Annotated in this window: 14 protein-coding genes, 1 pseudogene and 1 riboswitch; of the genes and pseudogenes, 8 read left to right on the top strand and 7 right to left on the bottom strand. The window is 42.4% G+C overall.

All coding sequences use genetic code 11. The features are described 5' to 3' along the window. The first annotated feature begins 62 nt into the window (after window positions 1–62). The 7 genes and pseudogenes from LI112_RS13135 to LI112_RS18530 form a co-directional block, all read left to right on the top strand. Window positions 63–1,685 carry a hypothetical protein gene (locus LI112_RS13135; protein WP_227190859.1) on the top strand — a complete coding sequence of 541 codons (1,623 nt, stop codon included), beginning with the start codon at window positions 63–65 and terminating at the stop codon, window positions 1,683–1,685. Window positions 1,686–1,755: 70 nt separating this feature from the next. Beyond that, on the top strand, window positions 1,756–2,106 hold the full coding sequence (locus LI112_RS13130; RefSeq protein WP_022388701.1) for a TIGR04086 family membrane protein: 351 nt from the start codon (window positions 1,756–1,758) through the stop codon (window positions 2,104–2,106). A 75-nt stretch (window positions 2,107–2,181) separates the two neighbouring features. Further along, window positions 2,182–2,322, top strand: a complete 141-nt coding sequence (gene scfA / locus LI112_RS13125) for a six-cysteine ranthipeptide SCIFF (protein WP_015541285.1) — start codon at window positions 2,182–2,184, stop codon at window positions 2,320–2,322. Between the two features lie 88 nt (window positions 2,323–2,410). After that, window positions 2,411–3,775 carry a thioether cross-link-forming SCIFF peptide maturase gene (gene scfB, locus LI112_RS13120; protein WP_182279514.1) on the top strand — a complete coding sequence of 455 codons (1,365 nt, stop codon included), beginning with the start codon at window positions 2,411–2,413 and terminating at the stop codon, window positions 3,773–3,775. Between the two features lie 24 nt (window positions 3,776–3,799). Next, the gene (gene secD, locus LI112_RS13115) at window positions 3,800–6,208 is read left to right on the top strand and encodes a protein translocase subunit SecD (protein ID WP_227190858.1); all 2,409 of its coding nucleotides are present in this window, start codon (window positions 3,800–3,802) and stop codon (window positions 6,206–6,208) included. Window positions 6,209–6,342: 134 nt separating this feature from the next. Then, window positions 6,343–8,055 (top strand): single-stranded-DNA-specific exonuclease RecJ, encoded by a 1,713-nt coding sequence (gene recJ, locus LI112_RS13110; protein ID WP_117753385.1) that lies wholly within the window; start codon window positions 6,343–6,345, stop codon window positions 8,053–8,055. Window positions 8,056–8,247: 192 nt separating this feature from the next. After that, window positions 8,248–8,343: pseudogene (locus LI112_RS18530) on the top strand (hypothetical protein); the annotation flags it as partial. 97 nt (window positions 8,344–8,440) lie between these two features. On the opposite strand, the gene LI112_RS13100 reads toward LI112_RS18530, so the two are convergent. From LI112_RS13100 to LI112_RS13070, 7 genes are read right to left on the bottom strand one after another with little or no spacing between them, the layout of a single operon-like run. Then, on the bottom strand, window positions 8,441–9,502 hold the full coding sequence (locus LI112_RS13100) for a type IV pilus twitching motility protein PilT (protein ID WP_022388025.1): 1,062 nt from the start codon (window positions 9,500–9,502) through the stop codon (window positions 8,441–8,443). After that, complete coding sequence (locus tag LI112_RS13095; RefSeq protein WP_022388024.1) at window positions 9,495–9,989, bottom strand: hypothetical protein; 495 nt, start codon at window positions 9,987–9,989, stop codon at window positions 9,495–9,497. The genes LI112_RS13100 and LI112_RS13095 overlap by 8 nt, the downstream gene beginning before the upstream one ends. Continuing rightward, window positions 9,986–10,441, bottom strand: a complete 456-nt coding sequence (locus LI112_RS13090; RefSeq protein ID WP_117628244.1) for a hypothetical protein — start codon at window positions 10,439–10,441, stop codon at window positions 9,986–9,988. The genes LI112_RS13095 and LI112_RS13090 overlap by 4 nt, the downstream gene beginning before the upstream one ends. Then, window positions 10,438–10,935 (bottom strand): DUF4860 domain-containing protein, encoded by a 498-nt coding sequence (locus LI112_RS13085; RefSeq protein WP_227190857.1) that lies wholly within the window; start codon window positions 10,933–10,935, stop codon window positions 10,438–10,440. The genes LI112_RS13090 and LI112_RS13085 overlap by 4 nt, the downstream gene beginning before the upstream one ends. After that, window positions 10,932–11,294: a hypothetical protein gene (locus LI112_RS13080; RefSeq protein ID WP_227190856.1), complete on the bottom strand. Its 363-nt coding sequence runs from the start codon at window positions 11,292–11,294 to the stop codon at window positions 10,932–10,934. The genes LI112_RS13085 and LI112_RS13080 overlap by 4 nt, the downstream gene beginning before the upstream one ends. Before the next feature lie 12 nt (window positions 11,295–11,306). Continuing rightward, window positions 11,307–12,350 (bottom strand): type II secretion system F family protein, encoded by a 1,044-nt coding sequence (locus LI112_RS13075; protein ID WP_227190855.1) that lies wholly within the window; start codon window positions 12,348–12,350, stop codon window positions 11,307–11,309. 18 nt (window positions 12,351–12,368) lie between these two features. Continuing rightward, window positions 12,369–13,295, bottom strand: coding sequence for a transglutaminase family protein (locus LI112_RS13070; protein ID WP_022388020.1), 927 nt, complete (start codon window positions 13,293–13,295; stop codon window positions 12,369–12,371). A gap of 174 nt (window positions 13,296–13,469) precedes the next feature. Further along, a riboswitch (cyclic di-GMP riboswitch) is annotated at window positions 13,470–13,553 on the top strand. 187 nt (window positions 13,554–13,740) lie between these two features. Between LI112_RS13070 and LI112_RS13065 the strand changes: the two genes are divergently transcribed. Beyond that, window positions 13,741–14,763 carry a hypothetical protein gene (locus LI112_RS13065; protein WP_227190854.1) on the top strand — a complete coding sequence of 341 codons (1,023 nt, stop codon included), beginning with the start codon at window positions 13,741–13,743 and terminating at the stop codon, window positions 14,761–14,763. Window positions 14,764–14,840: the final 77 nt, after the last annotated feature.

Here is a 14,840-nt window from a genome sequence, read left to right as displayed (position 1 = left end):
AAGCTGCCGGCATATAATGGCTTTGTCTGGCAGTAATGAATATAGATTGAGGTGTGAGGATTATGATGAAAAAGAGGAAGAACGTGCAGTTTATTGCTGCTGCAGCACTTACCGCAGCACTTGTAACAAGTCAGTTTTCATTTGCAACAGTAATGGGAGACGATACATCGACCGTACAGGTCAGCAGTCTGATCCCGAATAATGTTACGATTGATCAGCCGGTTCCTCTTTCAGATATTTCACTTCCGAAGAGTGATTATGGAACACTTTCCTGGGCAGATGGGTCTTGCGTACCGTCAGCGAGAGTGCAGACTTATGATGTTGTATTTCGCCCGTATAATGCTGCTGATCTGGCGAAGATTTCCGGCTGGGATGGACAGTCAGATGCAATTTACAGCAGTGTGACAGTTGTTGTAAGCAGTATCAGTAAGGATTCAGATTATGAGGAGACTCAGACAGAGCAGAAAACTGCAGATACTGAGAATATTGCACAAAACACAGAAGAAAACACAGAGGCCAGCACGACAGATAATACTGAAGAAAATACGGAAACTACTGTTCCGGAAGTGACTCCGGAAGTAACGGAAAACCCGGAAAATACCGAGAACACAGCAGACTCTGAGTCCACGGAGGACAAGAATAACGCAGATACAGACAGTACAGAAGTGACGGAAACACCGGATAATGATAATACAGACAATATTATTACTGAGAATACGGAAGCACCGGCTGTAACAGTAACTCCGTCAGAAGATAAAGATACACCAGAGGCCGTTGAGACACCGGGACCTGCAGATATCGCAGAAGTTACTGAGACACCATCAGTGACAGATACACCGGAACCTACAGTGACTCCGGAGGCTGATAAAGACAATATTTTTGATGGAACAGAGAAAGATATCACAGCAGATGACCGAGCTCAGTCGGTTGAGGAGGACACAGAGCCGTCTGATGAAGAAAAAGCACAGATAGCAGAAAAAAATCACACATGCAATGGCATTTCTGTATCAGGGATCAATCTTCCATGGTACGTACAGTTCAGGGCTGCAAGTGGTGAGAATTATGAATTTACCAATGAAGCAGAAGCAAATGTATTCAAATCTTATGATTTTGAATTATGGGATCTGAAAAACAATACAGAGTATGAGATCCCAGATGGTGAATATCTGAGTGTGACAGTTCCTGTTAAGGCCGGATATGATTATACAATTGAGCATCTTCTGGACAGTGGTGCTATGGAAACAATCGTGCCAAGTGTTGAGGGCAGTACAATGGTATTCAGTACACACTCTTTCAGCCCGTTTGGAATTGCAGGAAGCAAGGCACTTGTAGGAGAAGAAATTGAAGATGGAAGCTATTCTTCCGGTACAACTTCTACCGCGACAACGACTCCGCAGGCGACAGCAGCAGCTTCCACAAATACCGGCAGTACATCTGGCGGTACCGCAAATAATGCAAGTAATACAGCATCCACTTCTGCGAATAATACATCTGTTCAGGCATCCACATCTGAAAATCAGAACAGTACTTCTGACTCTGCTGACCAGAGTGAAGCAGACAGTAAGGGGAATTCTGTAGGAGCAGTTGAGACTGGAGATAATACTCCGATCCTTCCGTTTGTGATCATTGGCATCGCAGCTGCGGTAATTGTAGCAGTACTCGTTTATCTTAAGAAGAAAAAATAATATTTTGCATAGCATTTTGCACATATGAAGCAAAGCCCTTCCATATATTTCAATATGGGAGGGCTTTTTTATGAAGGTAAAGGCAATTTTGAGATCATTGTTTCTGGCATATCTTCTGTCGGGTGTCTGCCTGCTCCTGCTGGCATTACTGGTATTCAAACTTGACATAGGGAAAGGGCCGGTTACGGTAGGAATTTTAGTGATTTATGTGCTGTCCTGCCTGGCAGGAGGATTTTTGGCAGGAAAGATACTTCGTCAGGATAAATATCGGTGGGGATTTCTGGTAGGCTTATGTTATTTTGTGTTACTTGCAGCTGTTTCTTTTGCAGTACAGAGAAAGTGGGATATGAGCTTCCAACATCTGGTGACTACATTTTTTATGTGTCTTGGAGGAGGAACCCTTGGAGGGATGCTTTCTTGATAAAAAAATGCTTTTAATTAGGCTGATTTTATGCTATACTATGCCCAGATAATTATACATAAGGAGGGATATATAATGGAACATATCAAAACATTAAATACAAAGAACCTGCAGAACACAGTGAAAAAAGGTGGATGCGGTGAATGTCAGACATCTTGCCAGTCAGCATGCAAAACTTCCTGTACTGTAGGAAATCAGAGCTGCGAGAACAAATAAGCAGGTTCAGAACATTCAGTAAGCAGCGGAGTGAAATCCGCTGCTTATTCTTATGAACAAAAAGTTACAGGAAAGGATTTTCAGAAAGATGAGTCTGATTCATAGATATCAGAGCAATGGCTATAACATTGTTCTGGATATTAACAGTGGATGTATTCATCTGGTAGACCTTGTAACATACGAAGTTCTTCCTTTTATGGAAGAGGGACTTTCAGAGCAGGAGATTGTTGACAAATTAAAAGATCAGTATCCTGAGGCTGATATCCGTACTTCTGTTTCCGAGTGTGAGAAACTGAAAGAACAGGGTATGCTGTTTACCAGAGATATATACGAAAACATTATTGATGAATTTACAGAGAATCGACAGACAGTAGTAAAGGCACTGTGCCTGCACATTGCCCATGATTGTAATTTGGCCTGTCGATACTGTTTTGCCGAAGAGGGAGAATATCATGGAAGAAGAGCACTGATGTCTTTTGAAGTGGGTAAGAAAGCTCTTGATTTCCTGATCGCCAATTCAGGATCCAGAAAGAACCTGGAAGTGGATTTCTTCGGAGGAGAGCCTCTGATGAACTGGCAGGTTGTCAAAGACCTGGTAGCATACGGAAGAGAGCAGGAGAAACTCTATAATAAAAAATTCCGTTTTACACTGACAACGAACGGTGTTCTTCTCAATGATGAAGTTATGGAGTTCTGTAATAAAGAAATGGGAAATGTTGTTCTCAGTGTGGACGGACGTAAAGAAGTTCATGATTATATGAGACCGTTCCGTAAGGGCGCAGGAAGCTATGATCTGATCATTCCTAAATTCCAGAAATTTGCGGAATCCAGAAATCAGGACAAGTATTATGTGCGTGGTACATTTACACATCATAATCTCGATTTTTCAAAAGATGTTCTGCACCTTGCAGATCTTGGTTTCAAACAGATTTCTGTTGAACCGGTAGTTGCAGCTGATACAGAGGAATATGCAATCAGAGAAGAGGATATTCCTCAGATCATGGAAGAATACGATGCACTGGCAAAAGAAATGATCGCCAGAGAAAAAGCCGGAAAAGGTTTCAACTTCTTCCACTTTATGATTGACCTGACTGGTGGACCTTGTGTCTACAAACGTCTCTCAGGATGTGGTTCAGGAACCGAGTATCTTGCAGTAACTCCTTGGGGTGATTTTTATCCGTGTCATCAGTTTGTTGGTGAAGAGCAGTTCCTTATGGGAAATGTGGATGAGGGAATCACACATCCGGAGATCCGTGATAAGTTTGGTAAATGTAATGTTTACACAAAAGAAGCTTGTAAAGACTGCTTCGCAAGATTTTACTGCAGTGGTGGCTGTGCTGCCAATGCTTATCATTTTCAGAAAGATATAAATGGCAATTATGGTATCGGATGCGAACTTCAGCGTAAGAGAGTGGAGTGCGCAATCATGATAAAGGCCGCATTAGCGGAATAAAATAATGCAAGAAGGGAAAGAACAATGAAGAAAAGCAAAGGAATTGTTGTGCTGCTTCTGACCGCCATTATCACAGTCTTTCTGTGTTACACGGCCGGGATTGGCCTCGGACCAACAGGTACCGGTTCTGCAAAAAACATTAAGACCGGCCTGGACCTGTCTGGTGGTGTAAGTATCACCTATCAGGCAAAAGACAGCAACCCAAGTGCAGAAGACATGTCAGATACTGTTTATAAACTCCAGAAGCGTGTTGAACAGTACAGTACAGAAGCACAGGTGTACAAAGAAGGAAGCGACCGTATCGCTGTAGAGATTCCTGGTGTTACAGATGCAGATGCGATTCTGAATGACCTTGGAAAACCGGGTTCTCTGTGTTTTATCACAATGACAGATGATGACGGTAATGCAAACTTCTCCAGTACAGGAAGCGGTTATGTACTGGCAAGAAGTCTGGACGAGATTCGTGAATCCGGATCCGTCGTTCTGGAAGGTACAGATGTAAAAGATGCCCAGGGTGGTGCATTCCAGTCTGACAAAAACAGCTCCAGAGAGTATGCAGTCAGCCTGACACTTACAGATGAAGGTAAGACAAAATTTGCAGATGCTACAGAAGCAAACGTAGGAAAACAGATTGCGATCGTTTATGACAATCAGATCTTAAGCGCACCGAAGGTAAACGAAGCAATCACAGGTGGACAGGCACAGATCACTGGTATGTCCAGTGTGGAAGAAGCACAGAATCTTGCTTCCTATATCCGTATCGGTTCTCTGAGCATCGAACTGGAAGAACTTCGTTCCAGCGTAGTTGCTGCACAGCTTGGTGAAGAAGCAATCTCCACCAGTGTTATGGCTGGTCTGATCGGTCTTGTTATTGTAATCATCTTCATGATTATTATGTATCGTCTGCCGGGTGTTGTTGCCGGTGTGGCACTGATCCTGTATACAGCGATCGTACTTATTACATTGAATGCATTTGACATCACACTGACTCTTCCGGGTATTGCAGGTATCATTCTTGGTATTGGTATGGCGGTTGATGCGAACGTTATCATTTACGCACGTATTCAGGAAGAAATCGCAGCCGGAAACTCTGTAAGAGCTTCTATTAAATCCGGTTTCTCAAAAGCGTTCAGCGCAATCTTCGATGGAAACATCACAACCCTGATCGCATCTCTCGTGCTGATGTGGCTTGGTTCCGGTACTGTTAAGGGCTTTGCTTATACACTGGCTCTTGGTATCGTAGTTTCCATGTTTACAGCTCTGGTTGTATCACGTTTTGTTATGAATGCTCTTTATGCAGTAGGATTCCATGATGAGAAATTCTACGGTCGTGCAAAACAGCGTAAAGTATTCAATTTTGTTGGAAAACGAAAAGTATTTTTCATTATTTCCATCATTCTGATCTTAAGTGGTCCGGTTGCAATGGCAATCCATCACAACGTAGATGGAACAGCTCTGAACTATGCACTTGACTTCTCAGGTGGTACTGCAACAACTGTAACATTCAACGAAGACATGGATATCAAGCAGATTGACTCTGAAGTAACTCCTGTCGTTGAAGAAGTTACAGGTGATAAGAATGTACAGCCGACTAAAGTTGTAGGAACAAATCAGGTAGTTATCAAGACGCGTACGCTTTCTCAGGAAGAACGTGAGAAACTGGATAATGCACTTGTTGAGAAATTTAATGTAGATGATTCTCTGATCACAACAGAAAGTATTTCTTCTACAGTAAGTTCCGAGATGAGAAGAGATGCAGTTGTTGCCGTGATTGTGGCTACACTCTGCATGCTTGCTTACATCTGGTTCCGTTTCAAAGATATCCGTTTCGCAAGCAGTGCAGTACTTGCCCTGCTGCATGACGTACTGGTTGTATTTGCATTCTATGGAATTTCCAGAATTTCCGTAGGTAATACCTTCATTGCCTGCATGCTTACCATCGTAGGTTATTCTATCAACGCAACGATCGTTATCTTCGACCGTATTCGTGAGAATACGAAGGGAAGCAGATCAAACCTTGAAGAGATCGTTAATGAAAGTATCACACAGACACTTACAAGAAGTATGTACACTTCTTTCACAACTTTCGTAATGGTAGCTGTTTTGTACATCATGGGTGTATCTTCTATACGTGAGTTCGCAGCTCCTCTGATGGTAGGTGTTATCTGTGGAGCTTACTCTTCTGTATGCATCACAGGTGCTCTGTGGCTGGTAATGAAACGCTATTATAAGAAACCTGTTGCACAGGCTGTAGCAGCAAAGAATACTGCAGCTCCTGCAAAACAGAACAATAACAGCCAGGATACAAAATCCGGAAAGAAAAATTCAGATCAGCCGAAAAAGAAAAACCGCAAGAGAGTAGCAGAACGTCTGGCGGCACAGGAAGCAGCGGCAAAGGAAAATGCTTCCAAAGATGAAAATAAGGATGCATAATCCGAAACATAAAAAGTAACAATTAAGTTGCTGTGAACGGAGTGAACAGTAACACATCTCAGATCCCGGGACAGACTGCTGCCCCGGGATTTGTGTTTTAATAATGGATAGGTTGATAAACAGAGAGGATCATTATGGAAAAGTGGATGGTATATAATAAGAAAGCAGATTTTCAAAAAATAGGCAGTGAATTTGGAATTGATCCTGTGATAGCGAGATTGATACGAAACCGTGATATACAGGATATGAAAGAGATTCGTTCCTATTTATATGGAACACTTGCGGAAATTCCATCCCCATGGAAGATGAAGGATATGGAACGTGCAGTGCAGATCCTTCAGAAAAAAATTACGCAGAAAAAAAAGATCCGAATCATCGGAGATTATGATATAGATGGCGTGACAGCTACCTGCATTTTGTTGAAAGGTCTGAAACGACTTAATGCAAATGTGGATACTTACATTCCGGACAGAGTAAAAGACGGATATGGAATGCATGAGCAGCTGATCGATAAAGCACTGGAAGATGGAATTGATACGATACTGACCTGCGATAATGGGATTGCAGCTGCAGCTGAAATAGAATACGCAAAAAAAGAAGGACTCACTGTGATCGTTACGGATCATCATGATATTCCTTTCCGCGATACAGAGGATGGAAGAATCTGGATCATTCCGAAAGCAGATGCAGTGGTGAATCCGAAACAGAATGACTGTCTGTATCCGAATAAAAATATCTGCGGGGCGGTGGTTGCGTGGAAACTGATCTGGGCGTTATATGAAAGATTGGGAATTGACAGTGATGAGATATGGGATTTTCTTGAATTGGCAGCAATTGCAACAGTAGGTGATGTCATGGATCTGCAGGGAGAGAACAGGATCATTGTAAAGGAAGGACTGAAAAAACTTTCTTCTACTTCTTTTGAAGGGCTGAAAGCACTGATTTGTGTGAATAATCTTGAAGGTGCAGAGATTACGGCATATCATGTAGGGTTTGTTATTGGCCCATGTATCAATGCAAGCGGACGGCTTGATACAGCAGCAAGATCTCTGGAACTGCTTCTTGCGGATAATATGGAAGATGCAATGAAGCTTGCGGATGATCTGTATGATCTGAATCAGAGCAGAAAAGCCATGACAGAGCAAGGAAAAGAACAGGCGATTCAGAGCATTGAGGAAAATAATCTCGGTAAGGACCGAGTGTTGGTAGTGTATCTTCCAGACTGTCATGAGAGCCTTGCTGGTATTATTGCAGGACGGATCCGTGAAGCATATAATAAGCCGGTGTTCGTACTGACGAAAGGAGCTGACGGAGTAAAGGGAAGCGGGCGGTCGATCGAGGCATATTCTATGTATGAGGAACTGGTGAAATGCAGTGATCTGCTCACGCAGTTTGGCGGTCATCCGATGGCAGCCGGACTTTCAATGGAGGAAAAAAATGTAGAACTTTTCCGCAGACGTCTGAATGATAACTGTACCCTTACAGAACAGGATCTGATTCCCAAAATTATGATCGATGTGCCAATGCCGATTTCCTATCTTTCCAAAAAACTGACAGAACAGTTAAAGGTGCTGGAACCATTTGGTAAAGGGAACTCGAAACCTTTGTTTGCACAGAAAAATCTTCGGGCAGTGGGGATTCGTGTTTTTGGCAGAAACAGGAATGTGGCAAAGATGCTTCTTATAGATGAAAATGGAATAAAGATGGATGCAGTATATTTTGGAGAAGCACAGGAATTCGTGGATTTTGTACAGGCGCATGATACCATATCTGTTACATATTATCCTGAAATTAATGTTTTTCAGGGAAGAGAAAACCTACAGGTGGTCATAAAGAATTATTGTTGATTTTGGCACTGAAATAAGGGAAAAGTATGGAGTTTCGTAAAGTTTTCGTAAATACACTGTATGATAATGTAAATTGCACACAAAATTGCATATAATTTCGACAAATATGATATTTCAGCATAAAATTAAACATCTGGTTCGTCAAATTCTACAGCTAAGACTGCAGTTAAGACTGCAGCTAAGACAGGAGATAATACACCGATTCTTCCATTCGTGATTATTCTTCTGGCAGCAATCGTAGCAATCGTAGTTTTTGTAAAAAAACGTTTCGGAAGCAAAAAGAGCTGATATTTGATCAGAAACAAAAATAAGCAATAAAAAAATCCGTTTCAGGTGATAAGCCTGAGACGGATTTTTTATGTAAGGAAGATTCCAAAAGAAAAAATCATCCAAGTCTTCTGCGGAGCATTTCCGGATTCATTGCGTAGTTGATGGCAGTTTCTTTTGTGATGCGTCCATTTTTGTACAATTCAAAAAGGCTTTGATCCATGGAGCGCATCTGTCCGGGACTGGAAGAAATGACACCGTCGATCTGATGAATTTTATTATCACGGATCATATTCCGGATAGCGGGAGTAAGACGCATAATCTCAAAAACCGGAATATTTTTGCCGTTGACATCCGGAACCAGTTGTTGAGAAATGACAGCCTGAAGTACCATGGAAAGTTGCATGATGATCTGATGCTGCTGGGATGGTTCAAAAACATCTATGATACGGTTGAGCGAATTTGCGGCTCCGAGTGTGTGCAGACTGGAAAGGATGAGATGACCGGTCTCGGCAGCTGTCATGGCAGTCTGAATGGTTTCGTGATCACGCATTTCGCCAAGAAGAATGACATCCGGGCTCTGGCGAAGGGTAGCACGCAGGGAAGTAATATAATTTTCCGTATCAGTGCATATCTCACGCTGGCTTACGATACAACGATCGTGTCGATGCAGGTATTCCAGAGGATCTTCCAGCGTAATGATATGCCCTTCGCGAGAATGGTTGATTCGATCGATAAGGCAGGCCATGGTTGTGGATTTTCCGCTTCCGGCAGATCCGGTTACAAGAACCATGCCTTTTGTCAGATCAGCAATACTCATGACATCCTCGGGAATAGAAAGCTCGGCGGGATCCGGCAGCTGGAAAGCGATAACACGTATGACTGCTGCCAGAGAACCACGCTGTTTGTAAGCATTGATACGAAAACGTGACAGACCTGGAATAGAAAAGGAAAAGTCATCGTCACCGGTATTGTGCAGTCGTGAGATATCACGGTTATTCGCCATCTGATAAATTGCTTCGAGAATTTCACTGGTCTGTTCCGGCATCAGACGGTCACCATAGGTGGAAAGACGTCCATCGGTTTTTATAGAAAGTGGACGTCCTGCAATAATAAAAATATCTGAAGCGTGCAGATCTGCTGCCTTAGAGAGAAATTCCAGAGTTTGTTCTTTATTCATGAGTGCCTCCTTTATAAACAGACTGACTGGTGTCCGGAGTCCAGGAAGCCGTGGTGTCTGTTTTCCATTGTAATATTTGTATCAGAGAATCCCCGGATTTCTCCGGGTATAAAACCTTCAGGCAGACAGTGAGTTGCTGAGTGTCAGAGAGTGATTCGGCGAAAAGCAATGTCTGCTTTTCCTCGTCAAAAGTAAGCTCAGAATGATCCTTGCAGAATTGTCCGACAAGGGCAAGATAATTCTTCTGATCGGTGGCCTGCCGGTAGGCATCTGTGAGTTCTGTCTGAATCTCATTGATAACTGTGGAAGCCTGACTGCAGGCATTATAATAATCTTCTGTCTGTTGCATGGAATTACGGGCAGTGCTTAATTCTGAACGGGAATTTCCGAGTGTCAGCAAAGAAAGCACCGCAAGACAAAGCACGGAAAAGATCAGAAACAGAGAGGGAATTCCCGTGGCAGTAAAAAAGCTGTTATGGTCTTTCATGAGCTGGCCTCCTTGTCTGAATTTTCAATAATAGGAAAAACCAGATCAATCGTGTAAATCTGTATATCATTTGTGGCGTGATAGAAAGTAAGGGTTCCCTGTCTGGGGTTCGCTGTTTCGTGTAATGTAAGTTCCATTTTATAGGAAGCCTGTGAATCGGAACAGAGTTGCCAGGAACTGTCATAGTACCATTCGATGAGATTGTCCTGAATCTGTCCATCAGGAAACAGTGAGACAAAGCTTTTTGCGGTTCCGTCACTGTCTTCCAGAATTTCACCGACGGAAGTTGTGAGCGTTTGTATATGACGCCATTCCTGAGCCTGTATATGATTGTTTTTTGCAGCAGCAAAGATACGGATACAGGCAGCGCTGGAAAGTGCCAGAAAAAGCAGAACAAAGATCATTTCCATTAAAAAGAGACTTGTTTTTGAATGTGCAGATATTTTTTTCATGATGGCTCCTTGGAAACGGAATTCTGATGGAGATAAAAAGTTTCTTTGTTTCCTTCAGAATCTTTTAATTCAAAAGAATAAAAACCAGGTCTGCTTTCAGAGATCTGAAAGTCAGAAAGTTGAGCAATCGTTGTTCCGGCAGATGCATTGGCAGAAGAACTGTCTGAAGTAAAGAGTTCTTTCAGATTACCCTGATCAAGATAAATATAAGTGATGTAATCCTGATCATTCAGTGTATCACGAAAACAAAGGGCAGAAAGATTATCCAGTTTGCCGGTGAAAATTCCATTTACTGTGTCATGCTGTCTGAACTTGGTTGTAAGATAGGAAACAGCAGTACCGAGAGTATTTTCTGCATTTGTATTTTTTACAGTCTGCTGATAAATGCGTGCTGAAAAAAGCAGCATAAGCAGAAGAAAAAGAACAAAAATGCCAAAAAGCAGAAGAGAGGCCAGTTCAGCAACTGGATGTCTGGTGATAAGCCTTTTTTTCATTTGGCAGCCCCCTTTCCATGTCCGGCAGTATCGGACAGCAGAATTACACTTATATAAGGAAGCAGGTTGGAACCGTTTGGGGTATATTCGACAACAAAACGAGAGCGGTCATAAGTTATGTGGTAATCACTCAGAATCTGGTCCAGACTTTCTGGATATTGACCATTCATGGCATATGACCGGATAGCACCATTTTCAAGCGCCTGTTCCAGTGCCTGTTGTTCTTTGTGAAGGGTTTCATCGGATGCAAAGCTGACACTGATGAAAAAAATGCTGCTGATCAGAATGAGAAAGCATAAAGGTAGTAACAGACTGAATCTGCGTAAAAATTTTTTTCTGTGGATGTCAAAAAGTTCCATTTATAGCTCACCTCACAATGCAATATCAGAGAGAATACCCAGAAGCGGCATCATTACAGAAAGCAGAACGAGACCGACAAGCAGGGACAGGATGATGACAATCGTTGGCTCAACGATGGAGATTGCTTCCGAAATCAGATCAACTGCTTTTTCACGATATTTTACGGAAAGCTGATTAAGTGCCTCATCTGCCGAACCAGATTGAAAACCAACAGAAATCAGTCTTCCCTCCATACCGGTAAAAAGTTTGGAATCTGTCAGTGCCTGATAAAACGGAGTGCCTTCTTCCAGTAAATGACCTGTTTCTTCCAGTCGCTTCAAAATCAGAGGATGTGAAACCATTTCAGCAGACAGCTCAAGACTTGTATCTGGAGTGAGACCGCTTTTCAGCCCGAGAGAAAGTCCCTGTGCAAGACGCCCGTAATCGGCAGCCAGTGGGATATCGCGAAAGACTGGTAAGTGGTAGGCTGCGTTTCTCAGATAAATGTGTCCTTTTTCGCTCAGACTGAGAAAAAGAATCAGACCAACCAATAGAACTACCAATATCAGGAAAATACCGGAATAATTGCTGAGAATACTTCCGGCTTTCAGTAATCCAAGAGAAAGTGTGTTCATTTCCATCCCCATCTGCTGAAAGACCTGCTGAAATACAGGAAGTACTTTTACAAGAAGAACGACGATAACGATTCCCATCATTCCAAGCATGATCAGGGGATAGGTAACTGCACTTCGAATCTGTTCGGAAACTTCCTGCTCCTGTTCATAGTGCTGAGCCAGGCTGTTCAGAATTTCATCCAGACATCCTGTTTCTTCACCAGTCTTTATATAAGAAACAGAAGAATGGGGGAATCTTCCGGAAGTTTCCATTGCCTGTGTAAGACTTCCGGTTCCTTCCATGGAAGTGAGCAGCGCGGTGATGATTTCACGGTCTGTATCCGTCTGACTTTCATCGTGAAAAATTGCCAAGCCTTCTGTTAAAGAAATGCCTGAATGAATCAGCATTCCAAGCTGTCCGAAAAAGTTACTGAGCTCCCGGGCTGTTAATGTGTATTTCATAAAAAATCTCCTTTGCCATTAACGTGTGAATTGTACAGTGTAATTGCTTTCATCTCCAATGTAATCCTGAATAGCTTCTTTGTCATCGCTGTTGGAATCAAAGGTAGGATCCATAAGTGTCCAGGTATCTCCTTTAAAGGATACTGCCTGATTGACCCAGCCTTTGGAGCGTATATATACATCGATCCAGGCATGCTTGATATCTCCGGCATAACCAATCTGAAGTTTGCATGGAATATCACAGCTTCGGAGCATGGCCGTGGTGAGCGCGGCATAATCAAAACAGATGCCGGTGCCTGTTTTCAGGGTTTCATCGACATCGGGAAGATATCCGGTGGTCACAGTATCTGCTTTTTCATAATCATAAGTCAGATTTGACACAACATAATCGTAAATCTGCTGCAATGCATCTACATCAACGGTGTCCTCATCGATCAGGGAGAGCGCAAGCTGGCTGGCTTTGCTGTCCGGTGTAAAGTTTACATATTGATTTGGATAGAGAAAAGGCAGAAAATCATTTTCAAGCTGTACGGTAACTGTTTCGCTGTAAAGAGCTGCATACTGGTCACCCTGTACCTGTTGGTAACCGGTAATTGTGTAATCACCGCTGCCTTCTGTAAAAGTGACGGTTGCGGATTCTCCGGGTGCAATAAAATAAGAATAAAGTGCACCAGAAGGAGAAATGATCTGCAAACTGCATGTCAGGTCAGAAGAATCGGACTGGGCAATAAAGTAGCCCTGGCTGATATTGGATACATCCAGTATCATAGGCGATGAGCCAATAGTTTCTTTTCCGGTGGCTTCAGGAACAAGAACCTGGAGCGGGGAATAGACAGGGGGTTCATCTTTTTTTTGCGAAGAAGATCCGCAGCCTGAAATAAATATTAACAGAAAAGGCAGACACAATAGCATGGCAAGGAGTCGTAAGCGAATGAATCGGTTCATGTGACTGCTCCTTGATAATATGAAATATTTACTTGTGTTTGTTTTGAATTAAGTATAGCAGAGTAGATGTTTACAGGCAATATTCCTTAAGAGGTTTTTGATTTTTTGAATTATTACAGAAATGTGAAATATACAGGAAAAAATGTTGACATTCACTGAAAAAAAACTATACTTACAGCATAAAGGCAAACCTGCTGAAAGGCAGGGACGCAAAGCCACGGGTCTAAGGTCGTGAGACTAAGGCAGCCGGTTGCCGCATTAAATTCCGATTTAGTGACGTATTATGGACTACAGAAGAGAGAATCTGAATTAACATATGCGGCCGTTTAATTTAATTAAACGGTTTTTTTGTGTGTTAAAATATAAATAACTCTGATGTTCCGGCGACTGGATTGCTGTGAACAATATTGTATTTCATACGTCGATATCTGAAAGGTGTGATAATATGAAAAGAAAAATGAAAATCAGAGAATTCCTTACAAGGAAAAAAGTTGCAGCAGGATGTGTTGCAGCAGCCGCGGTGATTGCCGCAGGAAGTTTTTCGATGGTGATGCAGTCTTCTGACATACCAGAACTTTCCAGTTATACGGATCCGGTGATCGAAACAACAATTACCGGTGATGATACTCCGCTAGCATCAAAGCCAAAGGTAACAACGAAGACAAAAAGAAAAACGAAGACAACGAGAAAGAAAGTAAAACTGAAAAAAGCATCGAAGAAGTCATACACCAAAAAACTTCCAAAAAAGAAAAAAACAACTACCAAAACCAGGAAGAGTGGTAAGAAGACTGTGAAGACACAGACAACTGTACAGACAGCAACGACTGAGAAGTACACAAAGAAATCCAAACAGAAAGTTGTCACACAGAAAATAGTAACAACAGTCAAGACTACAACAACAGTTGCAGCTTCACAGCAGAATGCGCAGACGCAGGAAGTTTCATTCCAGAGTTCCGGAACTCAGAACTCTGGTTCAGCAAAGACCTCCAGTCAGAAGGCATCCAAGCATACGATCAGCAATGTTGCTTCTATTGCACCGAAGATGGACAGCAGAGTACTGAATGCGTATGCAAGAATGGGATTTACGGTAACGGTTGATCCGAATGCCGCTTATGCAGGACATTTTGATGCAAGATCACGAAGCATCACGATCCAGGAAGCAGATGAGACAATTTATCATGAGCTTGGACATTTCCTTGCATTTATTGCAGGCAACGTAGATCAGAGCAGTGCATTCGCATCTGTATATAACAGTGAAAAAGCGAAATTCACAGGATATAACAAAGCATATGCAACACAGAATGCTGCGGAATATTTTGCTGAATCTGTGAAGGATTATATGCTGAATGGAGCTGCACTGAGCAGCCAGCGCCCGAATACATATAAGGCGATCCAGTCAGCATTGAATACAGTAACAACTGCCAGAGCAGATGTAATACTGAAAGCTTACTCTTCAATCTGGAGCTAATAAAAGAACAATTAAGAATTAGAAAGGGGCTGTCGCACTAAGTAATTAGTGCGCAGCCTCTTTTTGGTGCAAAAAAA

Origin of the sequence: Blautia sp. 210820-DFI.6.14 (genome assembly GCF_020558815.1) — a bacterium.
GTDB classification, from domain to species: Bacteria; Bacillota; Clostridia; order Lachnospirales; family Lachnospiraceae; genus Blautia_A; species Blautia_A obeum.
The sequence above is the reverse complement of the archived record's forward strand: the minus strand, read 5'-3'. Positions and strand labels throughout refer to the sequence as shown.